At 58.5% G+C, this 15,801-nt stretch carries 15 protein-coding genes; 10 read left to right on the forward strand and 5 right to left on the reverse strand.

Going from position 1 to position 15,801, the window contains the following annotated elements:
• Nucleotides 1-129 precede the first annotated feature (129 nt).
• A complete protein-coding gene (locus tag CJ255_RS02925) occupies nucleotides 130-861 on the reverse strand; it encodes a ComEA family DNA-binding protein (RefSeq protein ID WP_097642607.1) in 732 nt (243 codons plus the stop codon).
• 9 nt (nucleotides 862-870) lie between these two features.
• On the reverse strand, nucleotides 871-1,716 hold the full coding sequence (locus CJ255_RS02930; protein WP_097642608.1) for a deoxyribonuclease IV: 846 nt from the start codon (nucleotides 1,714-1,716) through the stop codon (nucleotides 871-873).
• Nucleotides 1,717-2,157: 441 nt separating this feature from the next.
• Here CJ255_RS02930 and CJ255_RS02935 point away from each other — a divergent pair, with 441 nt between their 5' ends.
• Together CJ255_RS02935 and CJ255_RS02940 are read left to right on the forward strand one after the other, a co-directional pair.
• Nucleotides 2,158-2,817: a ComF family protein gene (locus tag CJ255_RS02935; RefSeq protein ID WP_097642609.1), complete on the forward strand. Its 660-nt coding sequence runs from the start codon at nucleotides 2,158-2,160 to the stop codon at nucleotides 2,815-2,817.
• A 257-nt stretch (nucleotides 2,818-3,074) separates the two neighbouring features.
• Nucleotides 3,075-4,748 (forward strand): methylmalonyl-CoA mutase family protein, encoded by a 1,674-nt coding sequence (locus CJ255_RS02940; RefSeq protein ID WP_097642610.1) that lies wholly within the window; start codon nucleotides 3,075-3,077, stop codon nucleotides 4,746-4,748.
• Between the two features lie 91 nt (nucleotides 4,749-4,839).
• Here the strand turns inward: CJ255_RS02940 and CJ255_RS02945 are convergent, their stop codons facing one another.
• Nucleotides 4,840-5,487, reverse strand: coding sequence for a TIGR04282 family arsenosugar biosynthesis glycosyltransferase (locus CJ255_RS02945; protein ID WP_097642611.1), 648 nt, complete (start codon nucleotides 5,485-5,487; stop codon nucleotides 4,840-4,842).
• An 88-nt stretch (nucleotides 5,488-5,575) separates the two neighbouring features.
• Here CJ255_RS02945 and CJ255_RS02950 point away from each other — a divergent pair, with 88 nt between their 5' ends.
• Entirely contained in the window at nucleotides 5,576-6,076 is a 501-nt protein-coding gene (locus CJ255_RS02950) for a hypothetical protein (protein WP_097642612.1), read from the forward strand.
• Nucleotides 6,077-6,085: 9 nt separating this feature from the next.
• On the opposite strand, the gene CJ255_RS02955 is transcribed toward CJ255_RS02950, so the two are convergent.
• Nucleotides 6,086-6,757 carry an HAD hydrolase-like protein gene (locus CJ255_RS02955; protein ID WP_097642613.1) on the reverse strand — a complete coding sequence of 224 codons (672 nt, stop codon included), beginning with the start codon at nucleotides 6,755-6,757 and terminating at the stop codon, nucleotides 6,086-6,088.
• A 350-nt stretch (nucleotides 6,758-7,107) separates the two neighbouring features.
• On the opposite strand from CJ255_RS02955, the gene CJ255_RS02960 reads away from it, so the two are divergent.
• The 5 genes from CJ255_RS02960 (at nucleotide 7,108) to CJ255_RS02980 (ending at nucleotide 13,721) form a co-directional block, all read left to right on the forward strand.
• A complete protein-coding gene (locus tag CJ255_RS02960) occupies nucleotides 7,108-8,010 on the forward strand; it encodes an AAA family ATPase (protein WP_165774538.1) in 903 nt (300 codons plus the stop codon).
• A gap of 5 nt (nucleotides 8,011-8,015) precedes the next feature.
• Nucleotides 8,016-9,440, forward strand: coding sequence for a VWA domain-containing protein (locus tag CJ255_RS02965; RefSeq protein ID WP_097642614.1), 1,425 nt, complete (start codon nucleotides 8,016-8,018; stop codon nucleotides 9,438-9,440).
• Nucleotides 9,441-9,898: 458 nt separating this feature from the next.
• Entirely contained in the window at nucleotides 9,899-10,480 is a 582-nt protein-coding gene (locus CJ255_RS02970; protein WP_097642615.1) for a 4Fe-4S dicluster domain-containing protein, read from the forward strand.
• Between the two features lie 206 nt (nucleotides 10,481-10,686).
• Nucleotides 10,687-11,694, forward strand: coding sequence for a CoB--CoM heterodisulfide reductase iron-sulfur subunit B family protein (locus CJ255_RS02975; RefSeq protein WP_165774539.1), 1,008 nt, complete (start codon nucleotides 10,687-10,689; stop codon nucleotides 11,692-11,694).
• Complete coding sequence (locus CJ255_RS02980; RefSeq protein WP_097642617.1) at nucleotides 11,691-13,721, forward strand: CoB--CoM heterodisulfide reductase iron-sulfur subunit A family protein; 2,031 nt, start codon at nucleotides 11,691-11,693, stop codon at nucleotides 13,719-13,721. Before CJ255_RS02975 ends, CJ255_RS02980 begins: the two co-directional genes overlap by 4 nt.
• A 6-nt stretch (nucleotides 13,722-13,727) precedes the next feature.
• On the opposite strand, the gene CJ255_RS02985 is transcribed toward CJ255_RS02980, so the two are convergent.
• Nucleotides 13,728-14,030 (reverse strand): hypothetical protein, encoded by a 303-nt coding sequence (locus CJ255_RS02985; protein ID WP_097642618.1) that lies wholly within the window; start codon nucleotides 14,028-14,030, stop codon nucleotides 13,728-13,730.
• Between CJ255_RS02985 and CJ255_RS02990 the strand changes: the two genes are divergently transcribed.
• Together CJ255_RS02990 and CJ255_RS02995 are read left to right on the forward strand one after the other, a co-directional pair.
• Nucleotides 14,025-14,483 carry a hydrogenase iron-sulfur subunit gene (locus tag CJ255_RS02990; protein WP_097642619.1) on the forward strand — a complete coding sequence of 153 codons (459 nt, stop codon included), beginning with the start codon at nucleotides 14,025-14,027 and terminating at the stop codon, nucleotides 14,481-14,483. The two genes, CJ255_RS02985 and CJ255_RS02990, sit on opposite strands and share 6 nt — an antisense overlap.
• A 222-nt stretch (nucleotides 14,484-14,705) precedes the next feature.
• Nucleotides 14,706-15,698 carry an NADH-quinone oxidoreductase subunit B family protein gene (locus CJ255_RS02995; RefSeq protein ID WP_097642620.1) on the forward strand — a complete coding sequence of 331 codons (993 nt, stop codon included), beginning with the start codon at nucleotides 14,706-14,708 and terminating at the stop codon, nucleotides 15,696-15,698.
• Nucleotides 15,699-15,801: the final 103 nt, after the last annotated feature.

Raw genomic sequence — 15,801 nt, forward strand, 5'->3', positions numbered from 1 at the left:
GCGGGCATCGTAGTGCCGACGTTAGTCGGCTGAGGTCTTTGGCAGCGATGGGAAGCCGACTAACGTCGGCACTACCTACGGCCTCTCATGGAAGCAAAGCAACGGGGTAATCAACAACATCCGCTTCCCTTACAACGTCACCAGCTCACGCAGTTCTTCGATGTTGCGTGCATTGATGCCCTGCACTGCCCCAAGTTGGTCGAGGTTGTCAAAGGGGCCGTTCTGCTCGCGGAAGGCGAGGATGCGCCGCGCTAAGGTCGAACCGATGCCGGGCAGGGTTAGCAGTTCATCCTCGTTGGCCGTGTTGAGGTTGACCATGCTATGCGTTGCTTGCGTTGCTTCCTCGGCAAGGACTTCAGCCACGGGCTCGGCGGGCACTTCGGCCACCGGCGCCTCGTCAGCAGGCACCTCAGCCACCGGCTCCTCGGTGATTACCTCAGCCACCGGCGCCTCGTCAGCAGGCACCTCAGCCACCGGCTCCTCGGTGGGCGCTGCGGCGACCGGGGTCTCTGGGGGGGCTGCCTCGGCCACGGGCTCGGCGGGGGCAGCGGGTTCTGTTGGGGCAGCGGGGGCGCGTGTCGGCTTTGCAGGGCCACGCGACTGCATGGCAGGCGGGGCGCCCCGATGGACACGGGTAGCGACGCGGCGTGGCCCACTGCCACTTGCTTCACTGCCAGCCGTGGGGGCTGCCGGGGCTGCCGGGGCTGCCGGTGTAGTTGGCGTATACGTGCGACTTGGAGGCAGACGTTGGGGTGCGGTGTGGGCCGGCGGGTCGAACACCTCGTTCTGCCGGCGCAGAAAGCGCCACGCAGCGTAGCCCGCTGCGGCCACTGCACCAAACCAGAAGAGCTTTTGTACCATAACAATCTCCTACTTCACCAGCGATCGTAACAACGAGAGATTCTCAATATCCTCAAGCAGCTCTTTTTCTTTGGGCGTCTCAATAATCATTGGAACATGCTTGAAACGCGGATCATTCACCAAGAGGGCGAAAGCCTCAAGGCCAATTTCGCCCTGCCCAATGTGGGCATGGCGATCAACCCGACTACCCAGAGCTTTTTGCGAGTCGTTGAGGTGGAAACACTTGATGCGTTCAAGCCCAAGCGTGCGATCAAACGCTTCAAAGGTTGCCGCATAGGTTTCAGGCGTGCGCAGATCATAACCAGCCGCAAAGATATGGCAGGTATCCACACAGACCCCCATGCGGTCGTGGTGGGGCACCAACTCAAAGAGGCGTGCAAGCTGTTCAAAACGGTGACCGAGGCTACTACCCTGCCCGGCGGTTGTTTCAAGCAGTACCATCACTGGGGCACCAACCCCAGCCTCAAAGATACGCCTGAGCGCAACCGCTTCCCGTTCTAACCCCGCCTCCTCGCCGCTCCCCGTATGGGCACCCGGATGGGTCACGAGGTAGGGCACGTCAAGGAGCGCACAGCGCTCCAATTCATCGCAAAAAGCGGCAATAGACTTCTCCCACAGCTCATCGGCAGGCGCAGCCATGTTGATCAGATAGGAATCATGCACCACCACGGGGCCAATGCCGGTGCGCGCTTGTTCGGCTTTGAACTTGGCGACTTCTTCGGACAGCAAGGGCTTACCCTTCCATTGGCGTTCATTTTTGCAGAAAATCTGCATGACCTCACAGTTGACCTGTTGGCCACGGGCAAACGCCTTCGAGACGCCGCCAGAAATGGACATATGGGCACCAAAGGGCATAGGGCATCCTTGCAGTAACACGCCTTGCGTCTTTGGATTATACCACTTCTAGGGAAGGATATAGAAACGAGGAAATAGGAAATAGGTGTGCGGCATAAGGGTGCGCTGAATGTCTCCAAACGGTAACGTGTCCTGAAATCATCCCATAGCGTATCTTTTTGGCACTTCGAGCGGTATATAAGTAGGGGGACTATTTGTTAGCGCGAAGAAGCCCTGGGCTCGTAGAGGGGCGTCGCGGTGGCTGAGCTTGTCGAAGCCACCGCGACGTTGGCTTCGACAGGCTCAGCCAACGTCGCGGCCCAGAACTTTTTCACGCTAACAGAATTTTTCTCTTCCCATTTGGCGGCCAAGCCGCCAAATGGGAAGAGAAAAGGGTGTTTGGGGCGTAGCCCCAACAGTGGGTTGTAGGGCGATAGCCCTGCCCAACAAGGAGACTCTACAATGTTGACACAATTGACTTGGCAACTCGAGGCGATCTTTGGGCTGATCTTTCCCGAGCAGTGTGTGATCTGCGGCTGGGCTGGGGGGTTGATCTGTAAGCCTTGTCGCAGTCGTCTCGAACCGTATCCGCTGGCTCCAACTCCGGTGGGCCTTGATGCGATGAGCGTCGCCTGGCTCTATGATCGTGAGGTGCGTCATGCCATTCACGCCCTCAAGTATCAGCGTCAGCAGCGGGTGGCGCTGGCGTTGGCCGATGCGTTGGCCGATGGTCTCACTGCGCCCCCTGGTGAGGCGCTGATTCCGGTGCCGCTGCATCCGCGCCGCTTGGCCGAGCGTGGCTTCAATCAGGCTGAGGTTTTGGCCCGTCGTTTGGCTTGGCGTTGGCACCTGCCGGTACGCGCAGAAGGTTTGGTGCGTGCCCGCGAGACGGGCCATCAGGCGCAGTTGGGCCAAAAGGAGCGCCAGAGTAATGTGGCTGGTGCCTTCGTTTGGCAAGCGCCGCGCCCCCCGCCCGCCCGCGTGCTCCTAGTAGATGATGTGCTAACCACTGGTGCGACCCTCATCGCCTGCGCCAATGCGCTGCGTGCTGTTGGTACCCGCGAGGTTCGCGCCGTCGCACTGGCACGGAGCCTTGCACCACAAGGGCGTGTGCTACAATGAGGAACAGGGGAACAGGGGAACAGGGGAACAGGGGAACAGGAGAGCAGGGGAGCAGGGGAGCAGAGGAACAGGGGAACAGGAGAACAGGGGAGCAGAGGAACAGGAGAACAGGAGAGCAGGGGAACAGGGGAGCAGAGGAACAGCGGAACAGGGGAGCAGAGGAACAGCGGAACAGGGGAACAGGGGAACAGGGGAGCAGAGGAACAGGAGAACAGGGGAGCAGAGGAACAGGGGAGCAGAGGAACAGGAGAACAAGGATGTTCAACTCCAAAGAGCAGATCGCGGCGGCGCATGAGCGCTGGCAGCAGCAGGCGCTCTGGCCAAGCTTGGAGCGTAGCCCGGAGCGCGATGGCCGCTTTATGACTACGAGTAGTGCGCCGATTGAGCGGATCTATACGCCGCTTGATCTGACCGACCACGACTATCTGCGCGATATTGCCCATCCCGGTGAGTATCCCTACACTCGTGGGGTGCATCCCACGGGCTATCGTGGCAAAGTCTGGACGATGCGTATGTTCGCGGGCTTTGGTACTGCCGAAGAGACCAATGCGCGCTTTCGGTATCTGTTGAGCCAGGGTCAGACTGGGCTGTCAATTGCGTTTGATATGCCGACGCTCTATGGGCGTGATACCGATCATCCTTTGGTTGAGGGGGAGTTTGGCAAATGCGGCGTGGCCGTTGCCTCACTGGCCGATATGGAGGTCTTGCTGGAGGGCTTGCCCCTTGATCAGATCTCGACCTCGATGACGATCAATTCACCCGCAGCGATGATCTGGGCCATGTATCTGGTGGTCGCCGAGCAGCGCGGGGTGCCCTGGACAAAGCTGCGCGGCACTACTCAGAATGACATTCTGAAGGAGTATATCGCGCAGAATGAGTATATCTTTCCGCCTGAGCCGAGCATGCGCCTGGTGGTGGATACGATTGAGTTTGGGAGCCAACACGTACCTCAGTGGAATCCGGTGAGTGTCAGTGGCTACCACATCCGCGAGGCGGGCGCGACGGCGGCCCAAGAGTTGGCCTTTACCCTCGCCGATGGGCGGGCCTACGTGGAGGCATGCATTGCCCGTGGGCTCAATGTGGACGATTTTGCCCCACGCATCTCCTTCTTCTTCAATGCCCATAACGACTTCTTCGAGGAGATTGCCAAATACCGTGCGGCCCGCCGCATTTGGGCCCGGCTGATGCGTGAAACCTATGGGGCCAAGCAGGAACGCTCGTGGTGGCTGCGTTTCCATACGCAGACGGCAGGCTGCTCGTTGACCGCCCAGCAGCCCGAGGTGAATATTGTCCGCACGGCGATCCAGGCTTTGGCAGCGGTGTTGGGCGGTACCCAATCGCTGCACACCAACTCGATGGACGAGGCGCTAGCCCTGCCGAGTGAAAAGGCGGTGACGATTGCGCTACGCACCCAGCAGATCATCGCTGCCGAGAGTGGCGTCACCAATACGGTAGACCCGCTGGGGGGCAGCTACTTCGTTGAGGCCCTGACCGACCGCATGGAGCGTGAGGCTAACGCCTACTTCAAGGCGATCTACGACCAGGGCGGGGTGATTGCGGCCATCCGTAACGGCTATTTCCAGAGGGAGTTGGCCGATGCGGCCTATCGCTACCAGCAGGAGATTGATGGCGGTGAGCGTGAAGTGATCGGCGTGAATGCCTATACGGTCAAAGATCCGTTGAATATTCCGCTGTTGGCGATGGATCCAGAGGGCGAGCGCAAGCAGCTTGAGCGTCTCGAGCGGGTACGGCGCGAACGCGACAACCCCTTGGCCCAGCAGCGCCTCGCCGAGCTACGGGCCGTGGCTCAGAGTGATGAGAACACCATGCCCGCCATCTTGAACTGTGTGCGCGCCTATTGCACCGTTGGCGAAATGTGCGACGTGCTGCGTGAGGTCTTTGGGGTCTACCAAGAGACCGTGGTGGTGTAGCGGACGCGAGGGCGCGAGGACGCGAGGGCGCGAGGACGCGAGGACGCGAGGGCGCGAGGGCGCGAAGCTCTCGCCTCTTCGCCTCTTTGCCTCACGCATCACTCCGCAGGGCAGCCCGTGTATGCAGCAGTGGCACGGGGTCGGCAGCGAGGCGCGCAAGGTCGGCGGGGGTATCAATGTCGTAGCAGGAGGGCAACAGGCTGACGCTCAGGCCCAGACGTTGCGCTTCAGCCATGGTGTCGCGCAGGACATGGGGTGTACTCATGGTGACACTGGTGAAGATGCTAGGCGCAGGGCGACGCAGGGCGGCAAGGTAGTAGCCACCGTCGTCACAGGGGCCAAGGACAAGCTCGTGGGTTGTAAGCGCGGCAAAAGCTTGCTGCAGATAGGCCAGGGGCAGCATGGGCGTATCGCTACTCATCACCGCAACGGCAGGTGCGCCATAGGCAAAAGCGGTTGCAGTGACATAGGCGAGGCGTTGGGCGAGATCGCCGGAACCCTGGCGCAGCAGGCGTAGATCGGGGGCGAGATCAGCAAAATAGCCCTCAGCATCATCAGGGCTCACCGCGATAGCCGGTTGTACTGCGGGAACCTGTTGGATCAACGCGATACTATCGCGCAGCATACCGGCATAGAGCCGAGCAGCCTGCTCAGGGGTCAGAGGCGGGCAGAGGCGTGTCTTGGTTTGGCCAGGGCTCGGGCGCTTGGCCATGAGGATCAGCATTGGGGTCATTACCATGCAATCTACATCACCTGATAGAGATAGACCAGCGGCACAACCGATCTTTGAATGGACGGCACGTATCTCACTATTACGCAACCGGGTTATGCTACTCCAAACGCTATTTGTCTTTGGCTTGCCCATCCTCTGCCTCGGCCTTTTCCTCCTCATTTTGGAATGGCCCCCCGATCCAGAGGTGATGATGAGCGTCCTGGGGGTCATGGGTTTGATGATCGGCATCTTTGGGGTGCTGCTTACCATTGTGCTGCTCGTCATCTACCAGGGCGGCTACGACTACCACTATTCCATTGACGAGTACGGGATCACGGCCACCACAGCGGGGCGCACAGCCAAGACCAACCGGGTGGTCAATACCTTGCTGATGATGTCAGGACGACCAACGGAAGCGGGTGCGGGCATGCTGGCTGCTGCGCGCCAAAGTCAAGCTCTGGCATGGCGTGATGTGAGCAACTTCAGTGTTAATGCAAACCAGCGGGTGATTACGCTCAACAGTGGGCCGTTGCCAACGATGTTGGTCGCTTGCGATGCCACGAACTACCAAGCGATTCTGGAGTTTATTCAGGGGCGCGTGGAAGGTAGTTCGTAGTGTCTTGGGCTATAGCGTGGGGGGGGTATCAAACAAAAAGCTCCCCAACTCTTCCACCGAATGGGCAATAGCGAGGGGTTGCGCGGCTTGCAGATCGCTCAGGGTACCGTAGCCATAGCTCACGGCTATGCAGGGGATATTGCAGGCACGGGCACCCTCAATGTCGTAGGTGGTATCGCCAACGAGTACGCAGTTGCTACGGGCGGCGGGGTTGAGCATAGTAAGAACCGCAGCAATCACTTCGCTCTTGGTACTGAGGCGCTCATCGGGGGTGGCACCGACAACCCCCTGAAAGAAGGGGCTGAGGGCAAAATGATCGAGGATGCCTTGGGCCGGGCCAATCAGTTTTGAGGTGGCAACATAGAGGGTAACACCGGCACTGCGGAGGCGTGTGAGCAGTTCAGGGATGCCGGGGTAGACCTGATTCTCATACATGCCCAGGCGTGCATAGCGTTCACGGTAGACACGTACCGCTTCGGCGGCGAGGGCTTCGTCGTTGAGGTGGTCACGAAAGGTATGGTGCAGCGGCGGGCCGATCCATGCACGCAGGGTCGCCTCATCGGGCAAAGGTTGACCGAGTGTGCTGAGTGTGTGGAGAAAAGTGCGGCTAATGCCGGTATAGGGATCGGTAAGGGTGCCATCAAGGTCAAAGAGGACGGCGGTGTAGGATGAGATAGCCATAAGGAATAGTTGAGGATGCGTGAAGCACAGAGGCGAGGGCTTCGCCTCACGCATCTTCGCGTCCTCGCAAGCTGTAAAGCCACCACGAACCATCCCCAAAGGGTCCATTCTTGGGCACTATGGGATGGCGCGTGCGACAAAAATCACAATTGCATCACGTTTTATACACTATAGTGCCACAAGCATACCACAAATAGACTCAGAGCATGTTATACTGATCAATAGTAAACCAGAAATCAACCTTTGAGGCGAGGGAGCGATGAGCGATCTGCTCGGCGCACACCTCGCCTCTTGCGCCCTTAGAGTCGCTTTTAGCCATTTTGTAGCAGAGAGAAAGGCAGTAGCCACGCATGCTCAACGCCATCAACGATGTTCGTGATCTCCTAGCGACACAGCAGTATATCGCTTCGGATGAGATCAGCACAGCCATCTTTTTGGCAAACAAATTGGGGAAACCTTTGTTGGCTGAAGGGCCAGCCGGGGTGGGCAAGACGGAGTTGGCCAAGGGCTGGGCCGGGGCAACGGGCTACAGCTTGATTCGCCTCCAGTGCTATGAAGGGCTTGATGAGACCAAGGCGCTCTATGAGTGGGAGTATGCCAAGCAGTTACTCTATACCCAGTTGTTGCGCGATAAACTGAGTGATCTGCTGGGTGATGTTAAGTCGCTGCGCGAAGCGGCGGATCGCTTGGCGGGTGAAGAGGATGTCTTCTTTTCCGAGCGCTTTTTGCTGCCACGCCCATTGTTGCAGGCGATTACCAGTGAACAGCCGGTGGTCTTGTTGATTGATGAGATTGATCGGGCTGATGCGGAGTTTGAGGCATTTCTACTGGAGGTGTTGAGCGATTTTCAGGTGAGTGTGCCAGAGTTGGGAACATTGAAGGCCAAACATCAGCCGATGGTGGTGTTGACCTCGAATAATACCCGTGAACTGAGTGAAGCGTTAAAGCGGCGTTGTCTCTACATTCACATTGACTATCCCGATCTGGAGGCTGAATTGCGCGTGATTCAGTTGAAGGTGCCGGGTCTGACTGAGCGATTAGCGCATGAGGCGGTTACGTTGGTGCAGCGGCTACGCACGATGGATCTCCGCAAGCATCCGAGTGTGAGTGAAACGCTCGATTGGGCACGCGCATTGGTAGCGTTGAACAGCAGCCAGATTGATAAGCAGACCTTAGAGACAACCTTAAATGTCCTGTTGAAGCACGAGAGCGATCTGCAGCGGGCCAAACGGGCTCTGAGCCAGAAGGAGTAGCAAGCTTGGATCGAAGAATCACCGAATTTGTTGCTGCGTTGCGAGCTTCGGGCGTTCGGGTGAGCCCGGCGGAGGCGGCGGATGCTATGCGGGCCATCGAGCAGGCCGGGGTAGTTGAGCGCCGTTTTTTTGCCCTCGCTATGCAGACGAGTCTGATCAAGGATGTTAAGGATCATGCGACGTTTCAGGAACTCTTTCCGCTCTATTTTGGCAAAGAGACACCGCCGCCACTGTTGCCACCCGCTGGAGGCCAGTTGAGCAATGCACAGCTTCAGCAATTGATGCAGCAGATGGAGCAGCAGGTGGCTCAACTCTCGACGGAGTTGGCGTGTTTGTGGCGAGCCATGCTGCTAGGGCAAGCGTTGACGCAGCGGGATTTGGATCGCATTATGGGTTCGATTCTGCCGCCCCATGTGAGCAATCCGCGCTACCGTGACTGGATGGCGCGCCAGGCGTTGCGCGAGTTGAACTTTCGGCAACTTGAGCGGGCGCTACGCGAGCTGTTGGCCCAGTTGCGCGAACAGGGCGTTGATGAGCAGACGCTCCAGGCGCTGGCCGAAGCGGCCCGGGCCAATCAGGCGGCCCTGGCAGCCCAGATTGCCCAAGCGGTGGGCGAGCAGATGGCCGAGCAGGCCCGTGAGGAGGGGCATGCGCGCATGCGCTCGCGCTCGGAGGGTGCCTTGCTCGATCTGCCCTTTGATCGCATTGATGAGCGCGATCTGGAGGATCTTCGCAAGATTGTGGCTCGCTTGGTGGCACGGCTGCGTACACGCCTGGCCCTGCGCCAACGACGTGGACGTACCGGCACCCTTGATGCCAAGACGACGATTCGCACCAATCAGCGCTTTGGGGGGATTCCGATGGTACTGCGCCACCGCAAGCGCCACCTCAAACCCAAGCTGGTGATCTTTTGTGACCGTAGTGTCTCGACCCAGCAGGTGATGTCCTTTATGCTCTTGTTGATCTATTCGCTCCATGATCAGCTTAGTCGTACCCGTTCGTTTGCCTTTATTGACCATTTGTATGACATTAGCATCTATTTTAACGAGGCACGACCAGAGGTAGCAATCAATCAGATTTTGGAGCAAATTCACCCGACGCGCAGCTATTCAACCGATTTGGGGCAGGCGCTACGTGAGTTTTGCCGTGATCACTTGAGTTGTGTGGATCAGCGTACAACGGTGATTGTCTTGGGTGATGGACGCAACAATGATAACGATCCAGGGTTAGCCGCGTTCGAGCAGATTCGCGCCCGCGCCCGGCGGGTGGTCTGGTTTGCGACCGAAGAGCGCTGGAAGTGGGGCGTCTACGATCCTGGCTCATTGAGCAGCGACATCTATGCCTATGCGCCGCTCTGTGATGCTATGCATGAGGTCACCACGCTGCGCCAGCTTGCTGATGCGATTGATGGTCTGTTTGTCCGGGCATGATTTTTTTGTTGCTGTTTGGCGGCGAAGCCGCCCCATACGGTGGGAGTTCGGGGGAGGCTTCGCCTCCCCCGAAGATTTTTTTGTTAGACATGGTTCATAGTTACTTTACAGTTTGGTCTCCGATGGAGTGCCGACTTTAGTCGGCTGGGGTCGTAGATTGCCATGGGATGCCGACTAAAGTCGGCACTCCAACTGTAAAGCTGAAAGGCCGTTTCTGAAACCATGTCTTAGCGCGAAAAAGTTCTGGGCCGCGCCGCTTGGCTTCGACAAGCTCAGCCAGCGGCGCGGGCGTAAGCCCATACGTAAACCCCACCGGGTACAGTTAACAAAAAGTTGTCTTAAGTTGTGGTTTATCCCCGTGACATTTGCAGTCACAACGGTTATAGTCGGTACTATCCACAACCCATAACATCTAAATATCAACCAAATAGTTTTATGCTCTCAGCGAGGAGAAGCGCATGGCTAAGTCTGCGTTGCAAGCCGGAGCCCCGTCGTTTCTACGCGAAGTGATCGCAGAGACGCCGGGCGATCCCCATTTGGAAGCATGTATGCAGTGTGGCACGTGTGGGGGGTCATGTCCGTCGGGAGCGGATATGGATCATACGCCGCGTGCGCTCTTTGCGATGATTACGGCGGGTATGCGTGAACGGGTGTTGCGTAGTAATGCACCGTGGTATTGTGTGTCGTGCTACTACTGCATGGAGCGTTGTCCACAGGATGTCCACATCACCGATGTGATGTATACGCTGAAGCGTTTGGCCATTCGTGAAGGGCACTTTGAGGATGCTAAGGCGTCGCGTGCTCCTGGTTTTGCGAAGACGTTTATGGAGCATGTGGAGCGCTATGGGCGCAGCTTTGAGCTGGGCTTGATGACGCGCTACTATTTGCGCCATCGCCCCCTCGATGCGATGAAGATCGCGCCGCTCGGGCTGGGGCTGTTACGCCGGAAACGGCTCGATTTGACGCCGCATAAGATTACCCAGATTGGCCAGTTGAAGGCGATTCTGGCGCGTGCGGCTGAACTTGATGCGGTGAAGTAGCGGCGGGTGGGTGCGTTCGTCTTTGCGATGTGACACACGCTGGAGTTTTGGCTTTAGTCGGCTGAAGCCGGCACACCAACACCAGTTCATAGGTTTTTCAGACAGCCTCTGAGATGATTAGATCGAGTGGGAAAAGCTGGCGGCACGGGCCGACCGGCGCGTGTTCGCATACTGTTTTTGGGTCGAGCGCTCAAGGAGGAGGGTTCATGAGTTACGGTTACTACCCAGGTTGTTCATTGGAGCGCAATGCGGGAGCGTATCACAGTTCGTTGATGGCGGTGGCGCGGCCATTGGGTTTGCAGTTTGATGAGATTCAGGATTGGAATTGTTGTGGCGCAACTGAGTTTATTGCGGTAAACCGTTTGCAAGCCTATGCGCTGGTGGGCCGCAATTTGGCTTTGGCCGCCCAACAGATGATTCCGCTTCAGAATGGTTCTGTTGCCAAAAAGCCCGATCTTGTCGCCCCCTGTAGTGCTTGTTTCCTGAATCTGAGTAAGGTTAATCGCTACCTGGGTGAAGATGAAGCGTTGACAATTAAGGTCAATAGTGCGCTCGAAGCGGGCGGTTTGAGCTATCAGGCGGGTAGTCTGCGCGTGCGCCACCTGCTGGATGTGATGGTCAATGATGTTGGCTATGAGCGCATTGCCGCCCAGGTGACGCGTACGTTGGGCGCGTTGCGCCTGGCACCCTACTATGGCTGCCTGGTGGTGCGCCCCGGCTTTGAGGGGCGCTTTGATGATGGTGAGTATCCCACCTCGCTCGATAAGTTACTGCGTGCCCTCGGCGCAAAGGTGGTTGATTTCCCACTCAAGGCCCATTGCTGCGGTGGCCATATGACCCAGATTAGTGCCGATGTTGCCCTTGATCTCATCCGGCGCTTGCTGAAGAATGCCGCCGATTATGAGGCCGACATGATTGTCACCCTCTGCCCGATGTGCCAACTCAACCTCGACGCCTTCCAAGAGGCGGTCAATGAGCGCTTTGGTACCAACTATCAGATTCCCGTCCTCTTCTTTACCCAGTTGATGGGTTTGGCCTTTGGGCTTACGCCGGAGGCGGTGGGGATTGGGAAGGAGTTGATCAATGCCCGTCCAGCCTTGGCAAAGTTGGGCGTGGCCCCGCCGCCTGAAGCCGAGCCGGTGCCGACCAAACGGCGCCGCCGCAACGACAAGAGTCTGCCGATGCCTCAGATGCCCCAGGAGGAGCAGCGATGAGTAACAGCGAGCAACAAGGTGAGCGCGTGGGGGTCTATGTGTGCCACTGTGGCCACAATATTGCCCGTACCATCGCGGTCGAGCAGGTGGCGGAATGGGCCGCTGGCCAGGAGCATGTGGCGGTTGCGCGTGACTATAAGTTTATGTGTTCCAATTTGGGCCAGGGTATGGTGGAGGAGGATATTAAGGAGTTGGGTTTGACTCGCGTGGTGGTGGCGGCATGTTCGCCCCATATGCACGAGAAGACCTTCCGCACGACCTGTCAGCGGGCCGGTTTGAACCCCTACCTCTTCGAGATGGCCAATATCCGCGAGTTGGGTTCGTGGGCGACCGATGATCGTGAGGCGGCGACGCGCAAGGCATTGGCCCAGGTCAAGGGTGCGATTGAGCGCACGGTGCATCAGCGCCCCCTAGAGCCGCTCTTTGTAGATATTAATCCCAATACGCTCGTGGTTGGAGGCGGTATCGCCGGGCTGACCGCTGCCTTGGAGTTGGCCAATGCGGGCCACCATGTCTTTTTGGTGGAACGCGACTCCTCCATTGGTGGCCATATGGCGCGCCTTGATAAGACCTTCCCGACGCTCGATTGTGCAGCCTGTATTTTGACGCCCAAGATGGTGGATGTGGAGCATCACCCCAATATTACGCTCATGACCTGGAGCGAGGTGGAGGCGGTGCATGGCTATGTGGGCAACTTCAATGTGCGGGTACGCAAGAAGGCCCGTTTCATTGATCCGGATCTGTGTACCGGCTGTGCAGCCTGTATCGAGAAGTGTCCGGTGAGTATTGTGGATCAGAATTTTGAAGTGGGCCTCGGCTACCGCAATGCGGTCTACCGCAACTTCCCCCAGGCGGTGCCCAAGTACCCGGTGATTGATACCGACAACTGTACCTATTTCCAACGCGGGAAATGCCGCGCCTGCGAGGTGGTCTGCCCGACCGAGGCGATTGCCTTTGACCAAAAGGATGCGTGGGTACAACTTGAGGTGGGCAATATTATCCTGGCGACCGGCTATGAGCAGTTTGATGCGCGGCGCGTCTCGCAGTATGGCTACGGGCGCTTGGCCAATGTCTTTACCAGCATGGAGTTTGAGCGCATGGTCAATGCCTCTGGCCCTACGGCGGGCCAGGTGGTGATGCGTGACGGCGTAACGGCGCCTAAACGGATTGGGATTGTGCATTGTGTTGGCTCACGCGACAAGAACTACAACGAGTATTGTTCGCGGGCCTGTTGTATGGTGGCACTCAAGTTTGCCCACCTGGTGCATGAGCGCGTACCGGGCGCGGAGGTCTACAACTTCTACATTGATGTGCGGGCTGCTGGCAAGCACTATGAGGAGTTTTACCACCGCGTGCTAGAGGAGGGCACACATCTGATTCGTGGACGCGTGGCTGAGGTGACCGACGCGGCGCGCGGGCCGGGCGAAGAGGGTCAGTTGATTATCCAGGTGGAGGATACGCTGATTGGCAAGCAGCGACGCATCCCGGTGGACATGGTGATCCTCATGGCGGGCATGGAGGCGCGCCACGATGCCCGTCAGGTGGCGAATACCTTTGGGCTCGGTTGTGACTTTGAGGGTTGGTTTACCGAGCGCCACGCGAAGCTCGATCCGGTGGTAACGATGACCGAGGGGATCATGATTGCCGGAGCGTGCCAAGGGCCGAAGGCCATCCCTGAAGCGGTAGCCCAGGGTTCGGCGGCGGCGGCACGGGTGGCGAGTCTGATCAATCAGCGCAGTGTGAAGATGGAGCCGGTACGGGCTTCGATCAACGGCGCGGCATGTTCCGGTTGCCGCATCTGTAACACCATGTGCCCCTATAACGCCATCGTCTTCCACGAGGAGAGCAAGATCTCCGAAGTGATTACGGCACTCTGCCAAGGCTGCGGCGCATGTGTTGCTGCCTGTCCGAGCGCCGCGATCAACGGGGCGCACTTCACCCGCGACCAGATGATGGCCCAGATTGAGGGCATCCTCTGGGATCAGAGCGAGGATGCGCGTGAGGTGGTCTGGTTGGAGCGGATGTAGTCAGTTTTACCGTCGTAGTGCCGACGTTAGTCGGCATCCAGGGGGTGTCGCCGCTGCGGCTTCGACAAGCTCAGCCAACGCACCACCACGCCGCTGCGGGGCTTCGACAAGCTCAACCAACGCACCACCACGCCGCTGCGGGGCTTCGACAAGCTCAGCTAACGCACCACCACGCCGCTGCGGGGCTTCGACAAGCTCAGCCAACGCACCACCACGCCGCTGGCTGAGCCTGTCGAAGCCAAGCGGCGCGGCCCAGAGCTTTTTCGCACTAACAACGTATTTGGTGTCATCAAGGATATTGCCATGCAAACAGATTTCAAGCCCGTAATCGTAGGCTTCTTGTGCAACTGGTGTTCCTACCGGGCGGCGGATTTGGCGGGGACGGCGCGGATTCAGTATGCACCCACGTTGCGCCCGATTCGCGTGATGTGTACGGCGCGCATTGAGCCGGAGTTTGTCTTGAAGGCGCTGCGCGAGGGGGCCGATGGGGTGATGATTGCCGGGTGCCATCCGGGTGAATGTCACTATGTTGAGGGCAATCTCAAGGCGCTGCGCCGCTTTACGCTGCTCCGCATGATGCTGGGGCAGCTTGGGATCGAACGCGAGCGGGTGCAGTTGGTCTGGGCCTCGGCCTCCGAGGGTAAGCATCTCGCCAGTGCGGTGGATCGCATCACGGAGGAGCTGCGGGCGCTGGGGCCTTTGGCCTGGAAGCGTAGGGTGTTGGCGCAGGAGGCGATGATGGAGGAGGCGGTGGGGCGCTAGGAATAGAGTTTTTGGAGCGAGCAGCCTAACAAGATCAACAAGCAGAGCTACAGAGATGTTTACCACAGAGGCACCGAGAGCACAGAGGTTTTGGGATAGTGAGCGCAAGCAAGCGTGATTGCGCCTAGCTCGTATCTCTGTGTCCTCTGTGCCTCTGTGGTGAAATCCTCCATGACTCTCTACCTGAACGCATCCCGCATCCCCTAAATTGGAGGTAACCCAATGGCAAAACCCACCTTTGCAATGTACTGGGCCGCGTCGTGCGGCGGCTGTGAGATTTCGCTGCTCAATATTGGTGAGCAGATTCTTGCTGTAGATGCCGCCTTTGATGTGGTCTTTTGGCCCTGTGTGGCTGATTTTAAGTACCACGATGTTGAAAACTATCCCGATGACTATATTGATCTCTGCCTCTTTAACGGGGGCATTCGCAACTCCGAGAATGAGGAGTTGGCGCACCTGTTGCGGCGCAAATCGAAGACGTTGGTCGCCTTTGGTTCGTGCGCCTATGAGGGCTGTGTGCCCGGTTTGGCCAATTTGACCACAAACCAAGCGACCTTCAACGCCGTCTATGACGACTGCATCTCGAATGATACGACGCGCTACCAGCAACCCCAGGTGGTGAGCCAAGTGCCTGAAGGCGAGTTGCGGATTCCGGTGATGTACGAGACGGTGCGGGCGCTCGATCAGGTGGTGCCAGTGGACTACATCATTCCGGGGTGCCCGCCCGAAGCGCACCAGATCTCGGCGGTCTTAACGGCCATCCTGAGTGGAGCACAGCTCCCTGCGCCGGGCGGAACCATCCTCGGTGCCGCCGATGTGGCGCTGTGCGAAGAGTGCCCACTGACCAAGGATGTCAAGCAGATCACGCGCTTCTACCGGCCCTACGAGATCAGCCCCGAACCAGGACTCTGCCTCTTGGAACAGGGCTTGGTCTGTATGGGCCCCGCCACACGCGGCGGCTGTGGGGCGCTCTGCCCGCAAGTGGGCATGCGCTGCGAAGGCTGCTACGGCCCACTGGCCGGCCAGGATCAAGGAGCACGCATGCTCTCCGCGATAGCCTCAGTGGTCTCGGCTGGGCCGCCCGGCATGGAGGAGGCGGCCCAGGCCGCAGCGATTGAAGAGGCCATGGCCACCCTCGCTGATCCCGTGGGCACCTTCTATCGCTTCAGCATGGCCCATTCGATTATGGGGCGCGCAAAGACCGTTGACGGATGATTCTTGACGCAAAGGCGCAAAGGCGCAAAGTTCCTGAATGTCGGTTCTTCCGCGAAGCGGGTGTGGGAGAACATGGTTCTCCCACAAGAACAAAAGTGAGAAA

The sequence above is a fragment of the Candidatus Viridilinea mediisalina genome, from assembly GCF_002532535.1.
Lineage (GTDB): Bacteria > Chloroflexota > Chloroflexia > Chloroflexales > Chloroflexaceae > Viridilinea > Viridilinea mediisalina.